The organism is Allobosea sp. GW821-FHT12C12 (genome assembly GCF_058807355.1).
On record NZ_JBXAQP010000002.1, the window covers coordinates 180245 to 195417 of the forward strand.

The 15173-nt window shown below is 69.2% G+C and carries 15 protein-coding genes and 1 tRNA gene; 2 read left to right on the forward strand and 14 right to left on the reverse strand.

All coding sequences use genetic code 11. The features are described from left to right. Nucleotides 1-9: 9 nt before the first annotated feature. The 13 genes from AC1RRW_RS03770 to AC1RRW_RS03830 all read right to left on the reverse strand — a co-directional run bounded on the left by AC1RRW_RS03770 (nucleotide 10) and on the right by AC1RRW_RS03830 (nucleotide 12156). On the reverse strand, nucleotides 10-1080 hold the full coding sequence (locus AC1RRW_RS03770; protein ID WP_492899193.1) for a DNA polymerase III subunit delta': 1071 nt from the start codon (nucleotides 1078-1080) through the stop codon (nucleotides 10-12). Further along, nucleotides 1080-1781: a dTMP kinase gene (gene tmk, locus AC1RRW_RS03775; RefSeq protein ID WP_492899194.1), complete on the reverse strand. Its 702-nt coding sequence runs from the start codon at nucleotides 1779-1781 to the stop codon at nucleotides 1080-1082. Before tmk ends, AC1RRW_RS03770 begins: the two co-directional genes overlap by 1 nt. Next, nucleotides 1742-2971, reverse strand: a complete 1230-nt coding sequence (locus AC1RRW_RS03780; protein WP_492899195.1) for a D-alanyl-D-alanine carboxypeptidase family protein — start codon at nucleotides 2969-2971, stop codon at nucleotides 1742-1744. Before AC1RRW_RS03780 ends, tmk begins: the two co-directional genes overlap by 40 nt. Nucleotides 2972-3020: 49 nt before the next feature. Next, nucleotides 3021-4151, reverse strand: a complete 1131-nt coding sequence (locus tag AC1RRW_RS03785; RefSeq protein ID WP_492899196.1) for a septal ring lytic transglycosylase RlpA family protein — start codon at nucleotides 4149-4151, stop codon at nucleotides 3021-3023. Between the two features lie 41 nt (nucleotides 4152-4192). Then, nucleotides 4193-4420, reverse strand: a complete 228-nt coding sequence (locus AC1RRW_RS03790) for a hypothetical protein (RefSeq protein ID WP_492899197.1) — start codon at nucleotides 4418-4420, stop codon at nucleotides 4193-4195. Between the two features lie 48 nt (nucleotides 4421-4468). Further along, nucleotides 4469-4861, reverse strand: coding sequence for a hypothetical protein (locus AC1RRW_RS03795; protein WP_492899198.1), 393 nt, complete (start codon nucleotides 4859-4861; stop codon nucleotides 4469-4471). Nucleotides 4862-5008: 147 nt separating this feature from the next. Then, nucleotides 5009-6448, reverse strand: a complete 1440-nt coding sequence (gene lpdA / locus AC1RRW_RS03800; protein ID WP_492899199.1) for a dihydrolipoyl dehydrogenase — start codon at nucleotides 6446-6448, stop codon at nucleotides 5009-5011. 81 nt (nucleotides 6449-6529) lie between these two features. Further along, nucleotides 6530-7222: an SGNH/GDSL hydrolase family protein gene (locus tag AC1RRW_RS03805; RefSeq protein WP_492899200.1), complete on the reverse strand. Its 693-nt coding sequence runs from the start codon at nucleotides 7220-7222 to the stop codon at nucleotides 6530-6532. A 7-nt stretch (nucleotides 7223-7229) separates the two neighbouring features. Then, entirely contained in the window at nucleotides 7230-8612 is a 1383-nt protein-coding gene (locus AC1RRW_RS03810; RefSeq protein ID WP_492899201.1) for a pyruvate dehydrogenase complex dihydrolipoamide acetyltransferase, read from the reverse strand. Nucleotides 8613-8663: 51 nt separating this feature from the next. Next, a complete protein-coding gene (locus tag AC1RRW_RS03815; RefSeq protein WP_492899202.1) occupies nucleotides 8664-9008 on the reverse strand; it encodes a hypothetical protein in 345 nt (114 codons plus the stop codon). A gap of 52 nt (nucleotides 9009-9060) precedes the next feature. Further along, entirely contained in the window at nucleotides 9061-10482 is a 1422-nt protein-coding gene (locus AC1RRW_RS03820) for a pyruvate dehydrogenase complex E1 component subunit beta (protein WP_492899203.1), read from the reverse strand. A gap of 85 nt (nucleotides 10483-10567) precedes the next feature. Beyond that, complete coding sequence (gene pdhA, locus AC1RRW_RS03825; RefSeq protein WP_492899398.1) at nucleotides 10568-11548, reverse strand: pyruvate dehydrogenase (acetyl-transferring) E1 component subunit alpha; 981 nt, start codon at nucleotides 11546-11548, stop codon at nucleotides 10568-10570. Nucleotides 11549-11844: 296 nt separating this feature from the next. Then, nucleotides 11845-12156, reverse strand: coding sequence for an FtsB family cell division protein (locus AC1RRW_RS03830; RefSeq protein ID WP_492899204.1), 312 nt, complete (start codon nucleotides 12154-12156; stop codon nucleotides 11845-11847). Nucleotides 12157-12304: 148 nt separating this feature from the next. On the opposite strand from AC1RRW_RS03830, the gene AC1RRW_RS03835 reads away from it, so the two are divergent. Both AC1RRW_RS03835 and AC1RRW_RS03840 read left to right on the forward strand, forming a co-directional pair. Continuing rightward, nucleotides 12305-12379: transfer RNA gene (locus AC1RRW_RS03835), tRNA-Lys, on the forward strand. A gap of 559 nt (nucleotides 12380-12938) precedes the next feature. Continuing rightward, a complete protein-coding gene (locus AC1RRW_RS03840) occupies nucleotides 12939-13511 on the forward strand; it encodes a PRC-barrel domain-containing protein (protein ID WP_492899205.1) in 573 nt (190 codons plus the stop codon). A gap of 76 nt (nucleotides 13512-13587) precedes the next feature. Here the strand turns inward: AC1RRW_RS03840 and AC1RRW_RS03845 are convergent, their stop codons facing one another. Next, nucleotides 13588-15108: an NAD(P)H-hydrate dehydratase gene (locus tag AC1RRW_RS03845; protein WP_492899206.1), complete on the reverse strand. Its 1521-nt coding sequence runs from the start codon at nucleotides 15106-15108 to the stop codon at nucleotides 13588-13590. Nucleotides 15109-15173 lie beyond the last annotated feature (65 nt).

A 15173-nucleotide genomic window follows, 5' to 3' on the forward strand; every position in this document is an offset into this window, starting at 1 on the left:
GCTTGCGCTTCACGCTGCGCGCGAGCGGGCGACCGCATCCGACAGATCATGAAACATCGTCAGCACGAGCGGGCGGCGGTCGAGATTATAGGTCTCGACCTCGCGGGCCGCGCGCGAGAGCTTGTCCCATACCTCCGCCAGCGGTGCAAGGCGGCCGGCGCCCGCACCCGCATGCGCTTGGACATGGGCGCCGAGCCAGGCCTGCACGGTCTCGATCATGATCGCGAAGCCGCCCTCGCCCGCCTTGCCGGCGACGTCCTCGGCCAGCGCCAGGAGACCCGCCATGTCGAGCCCGGGCAGCGCGTCGAGCCTGGCGCGCACCGCCTCGACCAGCGCCAGCGTCTCGGGCGCGACATAGGTCAGCGCGCGCCGGACCGAACCCTCCGACAGTCTCGCGGCCCGCGCCAGCGCCGAGGCGTCGAACGGCCCGCCCATTCGCTCCAGCGCGGTGAGGCCGGCCTGCGCGACGGCGTCCTCGTTCAGCGTCGAAAAGCCGAGCAGCCGGCAGCGCGAGCGGATCGTCGGCAGCAGGCGGCCGGGCGCATGCGACACGATCAGGAACAGCGCGCGCGGCGGCGGCTCCTCCAGCAGCTTCAGGAAGGCGTTGGCCGAGGGCCGGTCCATATCCTCGACGCAATCGACGATGCAGACCCGCCAGCCGCCCTCGGCCGCGCTGGAGCCGAAGCGGTCGAGCACGCGGCGCACCGCCGGCACCGGGATGTTGCTGGTAAAACCCTTGCCGTCCTGCTTCGGCGAGCGCCGCAGCACATGCAGGTCCGGATGGGACTGCGCCATCACCCGGCGGGTGGCCGGATCCTGCTCCGGCATGGCGAGGTCCTGCGCGGCCCGCGCCCGCGCGACCGGATCGCCGGCCGCCAGCATGAAGCGGGCGGCGCGATAGGCGAAGCTCGCCTTGCCGACGCCTTCCGGGCCGCCGAGCAGCCAGCCATGATGCATCCGGCCCGAGCGCAGCGCGCCAAGGAAGGCGTCTTCCTGAGCCTGGCGGCCGATCAGCGCCAGCGTCTCGCGCGGATGCGGCGCGCTCGGCAGGCGGTCGGGTTCGTCGCTCGTCTGGAGCATCAGGCGTCGATCTGGTCAGGTGTTTCGGGAATCGGCAGCCGCCGTGATAGCGCCTCCCACGCCGCCTGCGCCAGCGCGTCGGGCGGCAGGGCGGCGTCGAGCACGACGCAGCGCTCCGGCTCCGCCCCGGCGATGGCGAGATAGGCCTGCCGTAGCCGGGCATGGAAGTCGATCGCCTCGCTCTCGAAGCGGTCGGTGACTTCGCCCGGCCGGCGGCGCCTGGCGGCGCGCGCCAGCCCGGCGGCGGGGTCGAGATCGAGGATCAGCGTCAGATCCGGCACGAGTCCGTCGATCGTCACGCGCTCCAGTTCGTCGAGGAGACCGGGCTCGATCTTGCCGAGCGCGCCCTGATACACCCGCGTCGAATCGATGAAACGGTCGCAGATCACCCAGTCGCCGCGCATCAGCGCCGGCCGGATGCGGCGGTCGATATGGTCGATGCGGGCGGCGGCGAACATCAGCGCCTCGACGAAGGACCCATGCGGCTTGACCTGACCGGACAGGATCGTCTCGCGGATCGCCTCGGCCTTTGGCGAGCCGCCGGGCTCGCGGGTCAGGTCGACCTTGAGCCCGCGCGCCCGCAGCCGTTCGGCCAGCGCTTTCGCCAGCGTCGACTTGCCGGCGCCCTCGCCGCCTTCCAGCGTAATGAAGCGCCCGGGCGTCACGTCGCCCAGCTTCGCCCCAGCGCCTTGCGCACCCATCCGGTCGATATCTCCAGCAGGGCGTCGAGCGCGCGCTGCCGCAGCGAACCGGGCTGGACCGCCTCGGCGGCATAGAGCGGGATCTCCAGCGTCTTGACGTCGCCGCGGGTGACGAGGAGGCGGCCGATCTCGGCCCCCTCCCGCACCGGCGCCGGAAGAGGGCCGCGATAGACGATGCTGGCGCTGATCCGCTCGCCGCCGCCGCGCGGCAGCAGCAGGCTGACCGGCCCCTTCGCGCGCAGGCCCACCCGGCCCTTTTCGCCGCCGAAGACGCTGGCCTCGCCGACGATATCGCCCTCGCCGAAGATGCGGCGCGCCTCGAAAGCGCGAAAGCCCCATTCGAGCAGCTTGCGGGCTTCCTGCGCCCGGTCGCGCGCCGTCTTGAGGCCGTTGACCACCACGATCAGACGCTGGCCGTTCTGAACCGCCGAGCCGACCAGACCGAAGCCGGACTCGTCGATATTGCCGGTCTTGAGGCCGTCGGCGCCGATCTCCATGGTCAGCAGCGGATTGCGGTTCTGCTGCCTGATCCTGTTCCAGGTGAACTCGCGCTGGCCGAAGATCTTGTAGAGGTCCGGATAGGTCCTGATGATGTGGTCGGAGAGCCGCGCCAGCTCGCGGGCCGTGACCTTCTGCTGCGGGTCGCCCATGCCGGTCGCGTTGCGGAAGACCGATTTCGTTAGGCCGATCGCCCTCACCCGCTCCGTCATCAGCCGGGCGAAGCTCGCCTCGTCGCCGGCGACGGCTTCGGCGAGCGCGATCGAGGCGTCGTTGCCGGACTGGACGATGATGCCCTGCAGGATGTCGGAGAGTTTCACGCGGCTGTTGAGCTGCGCGAACATGGTCGAGCCGCCGGAGACGCCGCCGCCCTTGCGCCAGGCGTTCTCGGAGATGCCGATCTCGGTGTCGAGCGTCATGCGCCCCTGCGCGATCTCCTCGAAGGCGACGAGCGCGGTCGCGATCTTGGCGAGGCTGGCCGGCGCCATCAGTTCGTCGGCGGCCTTCTCGTAGAGGATCGCGCCGCTGGCGGCGTCCATCAGCACGGCGTGCGGGGCCGAGGACTGGAAGCTCTGCGCGAAGGCGGCTGGCGTGGCGAAGCACGAGGCAAGCAACGCCAGGACGACGGACAGCAGAAGCGCCGGACAGCTCGGCCCGAAGACGCTCTTTCCAGGATCGGGACGCGAACTCATGTCGCGATCAGAAGCAGAGACAAGCGAGGCCGGTCAAGCCTCGCGCGCTTCAATTCCGCGACAGCGGCTGCAGGGTCTGCGGCGCGAGATCGCGGACCAGCGGGTGCGACTTCGTGAAACGCTCGGCAGGCGTCCGTTCGGGAGCCGCGAAGAGGCTCGCGACCGTGGTGCGGGCCGGCGGCGGCATGCTGCGCAGCGTGGCGGGAACCAGAACCGGCGTGCCGGCGTTGGCGATGGTGTCGAGATCGAACGGGCGGCTCGGCGGCAGCGGCGCGGCGCGCACCGGAGTGCCGCCGGGCGGCGCTGTGGAGACGAGCGTCGCGGCGACAGGCGCCGCGGACGCAGCCGTGCGGACAGGCGCGTAGGCCTGGACGACCGGCTGCTGGCGTTCGGCGGAAGCGTCGTCGAGATCGGCGGTCTGCGAGCGTGCCGGCGCGACATCGATCGAGCTCGCCACCATGGTTCGGGCGCTGGTGCCGGGAATGGCGGCCGGCTGGCCGTCCGTGCGCAGCGTCGCCAGCAGGAGATTGTCGTCCGATCCGCCAAGCGAGGCCTGGCCGAGATATTCGACCTTGATCCGGGCCGTGCCGAGATGGCGGAAGGCGAGCGCGTCGGCCGTGCGCTGCGACACGTCCATCACGCGGCCGCCATAATAGGGACCGCGATCATTGACCCGCACGATGATCGAGCGCTGGTTGAGCATGTTGGTGACGCGGGCATAGGCCGGCAGCGGCATCGTCGGATGCGCGGCGCTGATGCCATTGCGATCATAGATCTCGCCATTGGCCGTGCGGCGGCCATGGAACGCTTCGCCATACCAGGAGGCTGTTCCGATCGCGGTGTAGCCGATCGGCTTTACATAAGGCGTGTAGCGCTTTCCGGCGACCGAATAGCTCTTGCCGATCAGCTGGCGGCCGCCGCCCTTGGGCACTTCCTCGCCTTCGGCGACGACGCGCGGGCTGGGGGTTCCGTATTTCGGATGCGAGAAGGCGCCGATCTCCTTGGACTTGCCGCCGCTGCGGGCGACCTTGTCGTTGGCGCAATTGGCGAGGAACAGGCCGGCGAGGACGACGCAGCCCAGCTTTGCGGCGCGGCCGGCGAACTCGCCCTGGCTCGAATCGTTCGACGAGTCCCGGATATCGCTGGAAACGTTCGGGGCCGAAGAGCTTTCGCCGCGCATCATTCCATCGTTCCGCCATTCGCCGAAAAACATCGTTTCGGTCAGGCCGCGGCTGCGGCGAAACCGAAGTTTTCAGGCATTTCCGTTAAGGAGTCGTTAAGCGAGCGGCCGGCGCGGCCCTGCGCTTGACGGACTCCATACTGCCGTTGAGCGGTCACAAAGGTGTCGGAAATGCGGCGGGTGTCAAGGAGCCGGTGGACTGCCGGGATTTTGCCCGGCGCCGTGACTTTCGCGCAACGAAACAGCACCGCCGAGGCGGACTTCGCCATATCGCGCCGGAATCAGGCCATTTCGGCCCAAAAACGGCGCTGAACGGCTCAGTTGCCGATCCGGGCGATGCCGGTGTCTCCGTTGTCCTGGACCCATTTCACCTTGTTGCCGCCAAGATCGGTCAAGGTGAAGCAGATCGTCTTGCCGTCGTACCACGTGTCCCACTTCTGGCAGAGATTCTTGCCGTTCACCCACCAGCGCCCCTTGTCGTTGGGCTTGAGGAATCGGCCGAGACCGACGGCCTCGCCTGACCCGTCGACCTGACCGTCCGGCCGATAGAACAGCGGAAACTCGCCGCCCGCGGGCGCGGCGAGATAGATCCGCTTGCCGGAGACGAGCTGCCTGATGGCGTCGCCCTCGACGGGCGTATTGGCGAGCGCAACGCCGGCGGCCGCGATCGCGAGGCAGATCGTCAGCCCATGGAATTTCAGCTTCGTCATCGCGGAGCTCCGTCGCAACCTCATCTCGATACGATGCAAGCGGCCTGCCGGATGCGATCGATCAACGAGGCGTGATCGGAGAGGGTAAGCAGGAAGCGTCGCGCTCGCGCAGACGGGATCGGGGCGAGACCTGCATCGGACGGCCTGCTACGCGTTCAGCGCCTTCCCATACGCGTCCAGCACGCTCTCCTTCATCGTCTCGGAGATGGTCGGATGCGGGAAGATCGTGTGCATCAGTTCTTCCTCCGTGGTCTCGAGGTTCATCGCGACGACGAAGCCCTGGATCAGCTCGGTCACCTCCGCGCCGACCATGTGCGCGCCCAGCAGCTTGCCGGTCCTGGCGTCGAAGATCGTCTTGACCATGCCGCCCTCCTCGCCCAGCGCCACCGCCTTGCCGTTTGCGACGAAACCGAAGCGGCCGACCTTGAGCGCGTGCCCGGCCGCCTTCGCCTTGGCCTCGGTCAGGCCGACGCTGGCGATCTGCGGGTGGCAATAGGTGCAGCCCGGGATCATCAGCTTGTCCATCGGGTGCGGGTGCAGGCCCTTGATCGCCTCGACGCAGATCACGGCCTCGTGCTCGGCCTTGTGCGCCAGCATCGGCGGGCCGGCCACGTCGCCGATCGCGTAGACGCCCTTGACGTTGGACCGGCAGAAATCGTCGATGACGATGCAGCCGCGATCGGTCTTCACGCCGAGCGCCTCGAGGCCGAGGTTCTCGATATTGCCGACGACGCCGACGGCCGAGATCATCCGGTCGGCCGTGATGGTCTGCTTGCCGCCCTTCTCGTCCTCGACATGGGCGGTGACGGAGTCGGCGCCCTTCTCGACCTTGGTCACCTTGGCCCCGGTCAGGATCTTCATGCCCTGCTTCTCGAAGGCCTTGCGCGCGAACGCGCCGATCTCGGCGTCCTCGATCGGCACGACCTGCGGCATCACCTCGACGACCGTGACCTCGACGCCCATCGTCCGGTAGAACGAGGCGAACTCGATGCCGATCGCGCCCGAGCCCATCACCAGGAGCGATTTCGGCATCTTGGCCGGCACCATCGCCTCGAAATAGGTCCAGATCAGCTTGCCGTCCGGCTCGATGCCGGGCAGCGCGCGCGGCCGCGCGCCGGTCGCGACGATGACGTGATCGGCGGTGTAGGTCCCCTCGCCTTTCGCGCCCTTGGGCGGCGGCACCTGCGGCTGCATCGCCGGCTTCTTGGTCGGCGCGACGGCGATCGAGCCCGGCTTGGTCAGCCTGGCCTCGCCCCAGATCACGTCGACCTTGTTCTTCTTCATCAGGAACTGGACGCCGTTGTTCATCCTTGCCGCGATGCCGCGCGAGCGCTTCACCACCGCGTCGAGATCGGCCTTGAACGTGCCCTCCAGCACCAGCCCGTAATCCTTGGCGTGCTGGCCGTAATGCAGGATCTCGGCCGAGCGCAGCAGCGCCTTGGTCGGGATGCAGCCCCAGTTCGAGCAGATGCCGGCGAGATGCTCGCGCTCGACGATCGCGGTCCTGAAGCCGAGCTGCGCCGCGCGGATGGCGGCGACATAGCCGCCCGGGCCGGAGCCGATGATGATGATGTCGTAGTCAGCCATGGGAAGCTCCTCCGCTTTCCCTTCTCCGGCGCGGAGAGGGGTCGGGAATCGGGGCGGGAGCCCCGGTTGAAATCGTCGGGCTCACGAGCCGGCGATCCGCAGCGGCGGCGCCATCGCCGGCAGCGGCAGGCCGAGCAGTCCGGCCGCGAGCGGCGCCAATGCGCGTCCGATCGCCCGCGTGTTCTCCGCGTCGAGATGGATGCCGTCCGCCCCCGTCACGGTCGCGACGCTCGCGGCGTCGAAACAGGCGGCGCCGATCTCGGCTGCTATCCGATGGTAATACCCTGCCAGCAGAGCCGTCTTCTCCGCGGCGCCTTCCATGAAGAAATGCGCCTCGTGCTCCGGATCGTCGGGTGGTCGCACCAGCGGCGGCGCAACGATCAGCACCTGCGGCGCCGGCATGCCGGGCTCGAGGGGCGGGCGCTGCGCGATTTGCGCCAGCATCCGCATCGAGCGGGCGACGTCATAGGGCGCGAGCGAATGCTGCCGCTGGCAGTCATTGGTGCCGAGCATCAGGATGACGAGATCGAGCGGCGCATGGCATTCGATGAACAGCGGCAGCAGGGAGAGGCCAGAGCGATAGGGACGCAAGGGATCGTCGAGCGCGATCCTCCGCCCGTTCAGACCTTCCTCGATCACCGTGGCATGGCCGCCGAGCGCCTTCTCCAGCACGCGCGGCCAGCGCACGTCGTCGCCATGCCGCCCGGGCTGGTTCGCGATGCGGCCCCAGGTCAGGGAGTCGCCGAAGGCCAGGATGCGCGCCGGGCGGGTCATGGCGCGCTCACACCAGCATCGCCATCGGCTTCTCGACATAGCCCTTGAACGCCGCGAGCAGCTCCGCCCCCAGCGCCCCGTCCACCGCGCGGTGGTCGGTCGAGAGCGTCACCGACATCACGGTCGCGACCGCGAGCTGGCCGCCCTTGACCACCGCCCGCTGCTCGCCGGCGCCGACCGCCAGGATCGTCGCATGCGGCGGGTTCACGATCGCGGCGAAATCCTTGACGCCGAACATGCCGAGATTGCTGACCGCCGTGGTGCCGCCCTGATACTCCTCGGGCTTGAGCTTGCGCGCCTTGGCGCGTGCGGCCATGTCTTTCATCTCGTTGGAGATCTGCGACAGCGTCTTGTGGCAGGCGTCGCGGATGATCGGCGTGATCAGCCCGCCCGGGATGGAGACCGCGACCCCGACATCGGCGTGCCTGTGCCTGAGCATGGCGTTGTCGGTCCAGGAGACGTTGGCGTCCGGCACGTCGCGCAGCGCCAGCGCCAGCGCCTTGATCACCATGTCGTTGACCGAGAGCTTGTAGGCCGGCTTGCCGTCCTTCTCGGGCGCGGCGGAGTTGAGTTCGCCGCGCAGCTTCAGGAGCGCGTCGAGCTCGCAATCGACCGTGACGTAGAAATGCGGGACGGTCTGCTTGGCCTCCAGCAGGCGGCGCGCGATCGTCTTGCGCATGCCGTCATGGGGAACCTCCTCGTAGGATCCGGCCGCGAAGAGCTTCTTGGTCTGCTCGTCGGAAGGCCCGGTCGCGAGCGGCGCGGCGGCGGGCTTGGGCGCGGAGGGAGCCGCGGCGGCTGCCGGAGCCTTAGCGCCGCCGCCGGCCTTCGCCGCCGCGATGTCCTTCTCGACGATGCGCCCGTGCGGACCCGAACCCTGCACCTGCGCCAGGTCGAGCCCGGCCTCCCTGGCCAGACGCCGCGCCAGCGGCGAGGCAAAGGGCCGGTCGCCCGCGACGCTCTTGCCGCCGGTGTTCATGCCCGCCTCGGCGGTCATAGCCGGCTGCGACACGGCCGCCGGCTGCTTGGCGTCGGCAGGTTTGGCGTCGGAAGACTTGGCCTCGGAAGACTTGGGCGCGTCCGCCGGCTTGGCGTCCGCCTTCGGGGGCTCGGCTTTGGCCGGCGCGGCGGCGGCCTTGGCGTCCTCGCCCTCGGCCGCGATCACGCCGATGATCTCGTTGACCGCGACGTCGGCCGTGCCGTCCGGCACCAGGATCCTGGCCAGGATGCCCTCGTCGACGGCCTCGACCTCCATGGTCGCCTTGTCGGTCTCGATCTCGGCGATGATGTCGCCCGACTTGATCGCGTCGCCTTCCTTCTTCAGCCATTTGGCGAGATTGCCCTTCTCCATCGTCGGAGAGAGCGCGGGCATCAGGATGTTCACGGGCATGGCGTCAGCTCACTCTCGACGACGGGGCGCGGATCAGCGCTACGAGACGACTCAGTTGAGGGCACAGGCGCGGCCGCCAGCGGTGGATGGGCCGCAGTAGATGAATCGCGCTCCCTCGTCCCGCGAACGGGTCGGCAGAAGCAGCATATAGTCGAGCACCCCGCTGCCGTCGCAGGCGACATGCCATGACGCGGCTTTCGGGCCCAGGGCGGCGAGCGTCTGTTGGGAGGCGGCGCATGGCCTGCCCCAGCGCTCCCGCGCCATCGCATTGATCGCGCGGGACCGGGCTGACGGGGCGAGGCGCTCGAATTCGGCATGCGTGAAAGGCGTCGGATCGATCCGCAGCGTTGCGCCGATGCCGTTTGCGGCAAGGCGATGCCCAGCAGGGCGACGCATCCCATCGACAGACACCGGCACAACACAGCGAGGCCACCCGCGTCATGACGCGTCACCGATAACAGACGGCTTTGGCCGCCGCGACGACCTCGCCGACATTCGGCAGCGCGAGTTTCTCCAGGTTCGCCGCATAGGGCATCGGCACGTCCTTTCCGGTGACGCGGGCGACCGGCGCATCCAGATAGTCGAACGCGGCCTCCATGATCTTCATGCCGATCTCGGCGGTGACGCCGGACTGCGGAAAGCCCTCCTCGACCGCGACGCAGCGATGGGTCTTCCGCACCGAGGCGATCACCGTCTCGATGTCCATCGGCCGGATCGTGCGCAGGTCGATCACCTCCGCCTCGATGCCTTCCTTGGCCAGCGCCTCGGCGGCGGCGAGCGCATAGGTCATGCCGATGCCGAAGGAGACGATGGTGACGTCCGTGCCCGGCCGCGCCACCTTGGCCTTGCCGAGCGGGATCAGGAAGTCGTCGCCCTTGGGCACCTCGAACTGGCGGCCGTAGAGGATCTCGTTCTCGAGGAAGATGACCGGGTTCGGGTCGCGGATCGCGCTCTTGAGCAGGCCCTTGGCGTCCGACGCGCTGTAGGGCGCGATCACCTTCAGCCCCGGCACGTTGGAATACCAGGCGGCGTAGTCGTGGCTGTGCTGCGCGCCGACGCGGGCGGCGGCCCCGTTGGGCCCGCGGAACACGATCGGGCAGCCCATCTGCCCGCCCGACATGTAGAGCGTCTTGGCGGCGGAGTTGATGATCTGGTCGATCGCCTGCATGGCGAAGTTGAAGGTCATGAACTCGACGATGGGTTTCAGGCCCGTCAGCGCCGCGCCGACGCCGATGCCGGCGAAACCGTGCTCGGTGATCGGCGTGTCGATGACGCGCTTGGCCCCGAACTCCTGCAGCAGCCCCTGCGTGACCTTGTAGGCGCCCTGGTATTCGGCGACCTCCTCGCCCATCACGAAGACGTCCTTGTCGCGGCGCATCTCCTCGGCCATGGCGTCGCGCAGCGCCTCGCGCACGGTCATCGAGACGACCTCCGCGCCGGCCGGGAACTCGGCCGAGGCGTCGTAGCTCCTGGGCGTCGCCGGCGGATTGGCGACGGCCGATTCGGCCTTGGGCGCGGCGGCCGCCTTCGGCCCCTCGCCCTCGGTCGCTGGCGGAGCCGATTGCGCCGCCGGCGGCGACGGCTCGGCCGGTTTCGCGGCCGGTTTGCTCGCGGCGCCGGCGTCCTCGCCCTCGGCCGCGATGACGCCGATCGGCGTATTGACCGCGACGTTCTCGGTGCCGTCCGCGATCAGAATCCTGGCGAGGATGCCCTCGTCGACGGCCTCGACCTCCATGGTCGCCTTGTCGGTCTCGATCTCGGCGATGATGTCGCCGGCCTTGACGCTGTCGCCCTCGGCTTTGAGCCATTTGGCGAGCTTGCCCTGTTCCATGGTCGGCGAAAGGGCAGGCATGAGAATGTCGATCGGCATGAACGCACCCGGATTTTCGAGAGACGCGGGAAGTGGTGAAGGCCGCCTGGAGGACCCGGCGGCTTCGCGGAGCAGGATTGCGCCCTCAGGCGCGGGCGGCTTCCAGCGTGATGTCGGTCCACAGCTCGGAGGGATCGGGCTCGGGATCATGCGTCGCGAACTCGGCCGCGTCGTTGACGATCTCGCGCACCTTGGCGTCGATCGCCTTGAGCTCGTCCTCGCCGACCTTGAAGTCGCGGGTCAGTCGCCCCCTCACCTGCTCGATCGGATCGTGCTCCTCGCGCATGCGCTGGACCTCGTCCTTGGAGCGATACTTGGCCGGGTCGGACATCGAGTGGCCGCGATAGCGATAGGTCTGCATCTCGAGGATGTAGGGGCCCTTGCCGGAGCGGGCATGCTCGATCGCCCGCGTCGCCGCCTCGCGCACGGCGCGCACGTCCATGCCGTCGACCTGCTCGCCCGGAATGCCGAAGGAGACGCCGCGCTTGGAGAAATCGGTCTGCGCCGAGGCGCGGCTGACCGAGGTGCCCATGGCGTAGCGGTTGTTCTCGATCACGAACACGACCGGCAGCTTCCAGAGCTGGGCCATGTTGAAGCTCTCGTAGACCTGGCCCTGATTGGCCGCGCCGTCGCCGAAATAGGCCATCGAGACGCGGCCGTCCTCGCGATACCAGTTGGCGAAGCCGAGGCCCGCCCCGAGCGAGACCTGCGCGCCGACGATGCCGTGGCCGCCATAGAAGTTCTTCTCGCGGCTGAACATGTGCATCGAGCCGCCCTTGCCGCGCGAATAGCCGCCGCGCCGGCCGGTCAACTCCGCCATCACGCCGCGCGATTCCATGCCGCAGGCCAGCATGTGGCCGTGGTCGCGATAGCCGGTGATGACCTGGTCGCCTTCCTTGGACGCCATCTGCATGCCGATGACGACGGCTTCCTGCCCGATATAGAGGTGGCAGAAGCCGCCGATCAGGCCCATGCCGTACATCTGGCCGGCCTTCTCCTCGAAGCGGCGGATCAGCAGCATCTCGCGATAGGCGTGAAGCTCCTCCTCCTTGCTGAAGACCGGCATGTTGCTCAGCGACTTCGTCGCCGGCTTGCCTTGCGACTTGCCTGCGGATTTCGCCGCCGACTTGGCCGCCGGGGCCTTGGCTTGGGCGGGGGCTTTCGTCTTGCGCGCGGCAACGGCCATCGGCGGTCCTCCAGAGAACGTCGTCTCCGGTTGTAGAGGATCGCAAAACCCTTGGCGAGTAAGCCATCTCGCAATGCAGCATCAGCCAAGATGCTGCAAGACATGCACTTTCTTCGATTAACTGGATTTCAGTTGATCGGCGCGCGCGGAACCATTCGCGGCATTGCCGGGGCTACTTAGCGGCCCATCAGGATGACGTCGTTGCGGTGGATCCGCCCGAGCGTGTACCGGACCTGCTCTTCCAAGAGATCGCGGTCGACGGATTCGTCGCGCATCAACGTCAGGCGCTGCTCCCAGGTCTTGCGCTCGACCGTGAGCGCGTCGAGCTCGGCCTGCTGGACCTTGAGCACATCCTTGAGCTCGTCGCGCGCGTCGAGGCCGCGCGCGCCGCGCTGGGCATGGAACAGGAAATAGGACACCGCCCCGCCTGAGACGAGGTAGAGCGCCAGCGCAATAACGATCGAGCGGATGCCGCGACGGATGACCATGGCGCCACGATGGCGCGGCCTTGGTTTCCAAGGCGTTAACGGATGGCTGCCGAAGAGCGGGATTACGCCGCTCGCCGCGTAGCCGGCGGGAAAGCGGCGCAAGCGGTTGACCGCGCCCGCCGGCCTGCCTATGTCAGCGCCCCAGTGAGGGCGGGTAGCTCAGTGGTAGAGCACGTGACTTTTAATCATGTGGTCGAGGGTTCGATCCCCTCCCCGCTCACCACGACGGCGCCCTGTTTGAGGCAGCGCCGCGGCGCTAGCCCAGCCGCCTGACCACGACTCGCCACGCCGCATCGCCCCGGCCGGGACCGGCCGCCCTCCTAACCGCCCGGAGCGCCGCCATAGGCGGCATGGCCGAAGCCGTCACGGTCGGGCCGAGCTGCCGGCAGCGATATGTGTTCGCTTCCGCCGCCGTCCGCGCATCCGTGCAGCGCGACCACTGCGAGCGTTACCAGAACGCAGCCGCGTCCGCGGTTCCGGCGATCAGCGCGAGAACGGCGGGCGTCATCGCGAGGAGCGCCGGCTCCGCCGGCGATGGCGCGACGGTCCGTGCGGCGGGGCGAGAGGCCTCATGGCTACTCCGTTGTCTTGACCCTCTCCACTCCAAAAGCGCCCTCAATCCTGAGAAAATCCTCAACGTCGCTCGGCAAATCTGGGTAGCCCGATGCGCGATCCGAATCGGCGTTCGGCCCGCGGCTTTTCGCTGATCCGACGCGAACCAAACCTGATGTGCCGCGTTGTCCCGACATACCGCCCGGTGCGGAGACAATCAGGAGGACATCATGTTCAAACGTCATATCGCGATCGGCACGATCGGTTTTGCCATGCTCGCCACCACCGCGATGGCTCAGACCGGCGCGCCTTCTCCGAGCGCTCCGTCCGGCGCCCCTTCGGCGACGACGGCGCCTGCCGCGAAGGAGCCGGCACAGAACCTCGCCGTTCCGGGCAAGTGGCGCGCCTCCAAGCTGATCGGCGTCGACATCTATGGTCCCGACCAGAAGAAGATCGGCGACGTCACCGAGGTCGTGTTCGACAAGTCCGGCGCGATCGAGACCGTGACGATCGGCGTGGGCGGCTTCCTCGGCATCGGCTCCAAGGATGTCGCGATCCCGTTCGGCCAGATCACCTGGAGCGACCAGCCGATGTCGGCGGCGGCTCCTGCCCCGGCTCCGTCGGGCGGCATGGCCGGCTCGGGTTCCGGCTCGACGGCGCCGGGCGCGGGCTCGACCTCGATGTCGGCCGCTCCGGCGGCGAGCGCTCCGAAAGCGCCGAACATGTATCCCGATCATGGCGTCGTCACCATGACCAAGGAGCAGCTCACCAGCGCCCCGGCCGCCAGCTTCACGGGAAGCTGATCGGCGCCAGCCGATAAGGTTCAGTCAAAAGCGGCCCGCCCTCCAAAGAGGGCGGGCTTTTTCGATGCGAGAATGGTTAGCCGGGCTCGGACAACGCCTTCAGGACCGCCGGAATCGCCTCCGGCAGGTCGTCGGCGATCAGGCCCATGCCCAGCGCCTCGCCGGCGAGCCCATGCAGATGCGCGGACGCGCAGGCCGCCTCGAAGGCAGGCATGCCCTGGGCCAGCAAACCGGCGATCATGCCGGCCAGCACGTCGCCGGAGCCTGCCGTCGCCAGCGCCGGCGAGCCGGTCGCATTGATCGCCGCCATGCCGTCCGGCGCCGCGATCACGCTGTCGGCGCCCTTCAGAACGATGACGCAACCGGACCGCCGCGCCGCGAGCCGGGCCCTGTCGAGCTTCGAGCCGGCGTCGGGCGCGATCTGCTCGCCGAACAGGCGCTGGAACTCGCCCTCATGCGGCGTCAGCACGCAAGCCGCGCCCCGGCGCGCGGCCAGCCGCGCCAGCGATCCGGTCCGTCCCTCCAACAGCGTCAGCGCGTCCGCGTCGAGCACGGCGGGAACGGCGCCGCGCAGCACGGCAAGCGTCGCGGCGCGCGCCCGTGCGTCAAGGCCGAGCGCCGGCCCCGCGACGACGGCTCCCAGCCGACGCTCCGCCAGCAGAGCGGCAAGCTCCGCCTCGTCGGCGTAGCTCCGTTGCATCAACGCGTTGGGGTCCTGTCCGGCATGAGCCGCCAGGGCGTCGGGACGGCAGGCTATCGTCACGAGGCCCGCGCCGATCCTGAGCGCCGCGCGGGCGGACAGGCGCGGCGCGCCGACGCCGGGCAAACCGCCGGCGACGACCAGCGCCGAACCGCGCCGGTATTTGTGCGTATCGCCGGCATGCGCGGGCAGATGCTCGCGCCAGAGCGCGGCATCGTTGCGAAACGCCGTAGGGACGATGCCGCCCGCGCCGAAGGCGGTCCCGGGCGCAATCCCGATATCGGCGAGCGTGACGACGCCGCAGAGCGCCCGCCCAGGATAGAGCAGATGGCCGGGCTTTAGCCGGAAGAAGGTCACGGTCTCGGCCGCCCGGATCGCAGGTCCGGCCGCCGGCCCGCCATCGCCCGAGAGCCCGCTGGGGACGTCGACCGCCACGACCGGCCTGCCGCTGGCGTTGACGCGCGCGATCAGGTCGGCGGCCGCGCCCGTTATCGGCCGGTTCAGCCCGGCCCCGAACAGCGCATCGACCACGAGCGCATGCTCGCCGGGCTCGGCAGCGGCGAGCGTGCCGACCTCGCCTGGCCAGCGCGCCGCGGCCGCGACCGCATCGCCGCGGATGGCGTCGCGCTCACCCGCGAGCGCAAGCGTCACGCGCAGGCCGCGTTCGCGCAGGAGCCGCGCGGCGACGAAGCCGTCGCCGCCGTTATGCCCCGGCCCGCAGGCCACCAGCACCGGCTCGCCCGGCCGCAGGCGGCGGCTCACCGCATCCGCGACGGCGCGGCCGGCGCGTTCCATCAGCGCCGCGCCCGTCGTGCCGGCCGCGATCGCGGCCTTGTCGGCGGCCGCCATCTCGGCGACGCTCAGCAGCGCCGCCGCGCTTTTGTCGTCAGTTTGCACGCGAGCATCATCGGAGACGCGGCTGCGCGGAGCAAGCGGGCCGGGACGGTCGAGATTGCCCTTTA

Coding starts and splice junctions, on each gene's coding strand:
- AC1RRW_RS03770 (WP_492899193.1), bottom strand. CDS start 1,080: ATGCTCCAGACGAGCGACGAACCCGACCGCCTGCCGAGCGCGCCGCAT.
- tmk (WP_492899194.1), bottom strand. CDS start 1,781: ATGGGTGCGCAAGGCGCTGGGGCGAAGCTGGGCGACGTGACGCCCGGG.
- AC1RRW_RS03780 (WP_492899195.1), bottom strand. CDS start 2,971: ATGAGTTCGCGTCCCGATCCTGGAAAGAGCGTCTTCGGGCCGAGCTGT.
- AC1RRW_RS03785 (WP_492899196.1), bottom strand. CDS start 4,151: ATGCGCGGCGAAAGCTCTTCGGCCCCGAACGTTTCCAGCGATATCCGG.
- AC1RRW_RS03790 (WP_492899197.1), bottom strand. CDS start 4,420: ATGGCGAAGTCCGCCTCGGCGGTGCTGTTTCGTTGCGCGAAAGTCACG.
- AC1RRW_RS03795 (WP_492899198.1), bottom strand. CDS start 4,861: ATGACGAAGCTGAAATTCCATGGGCTGACGATCTGCCTCGCGATCGCG.
- lpdA (WP_492899199.1), bottom strand. CDS start 6,448: ATGGCTGACTACGACATCATCATCATCGGCTCCGGCCCGGGCGGCTAT.
- AC1RRW_RS03805 (WP_492899200.1), bottom strand. CDS start 7,222: ATGACCCGCCCGGCGCGCATCCTGGCCTTCGGCGACTCCCTGACCTGG.
- AC1RRW_RS03810 (WP_492899201.1), bottom strand. CDS start 8,612: ATGCCCGTGAACATCCTGATGCCCGCGCTCTCTCCGACGATGGAGAAG.
- AC1RRW_RS03815 (WP_492899202.1), bottom strand. CDS start 9,008: ATGCGTCGCCCTGCTGGGCATCGCCTTGCCGCAAACGGCATCGGCGCA.
- AC1RRW_RS03820 (WP_492899203.1), bottom strand. CDS start 10,482: ATGCCGATCGACATTCTCATGCCTGCCCTTTCGCCGACCATGGAACAG.
- pdhA (WP_492899398.1), bottom strand. CDS start 11,548: ATGCCGGTCTTCAGCAAGGAGGAGGAGCTTCACGCCTATCGCGAGATG.
- AC1RRW_RS03830 (WP_492899204.1), bottom strand. CDS start 12,156: ATGGTCATCCGTCGCGGCATCCGCTCGATCGTTATTGCGCTGGCGCTC.
- AC1RRW_RS03840 (WP_492899205.1), top strand. CDS start 12,939: ATGTTCAAACGTCATATCGCGATCGGCACGATCGGTTTTGCCATGCTC.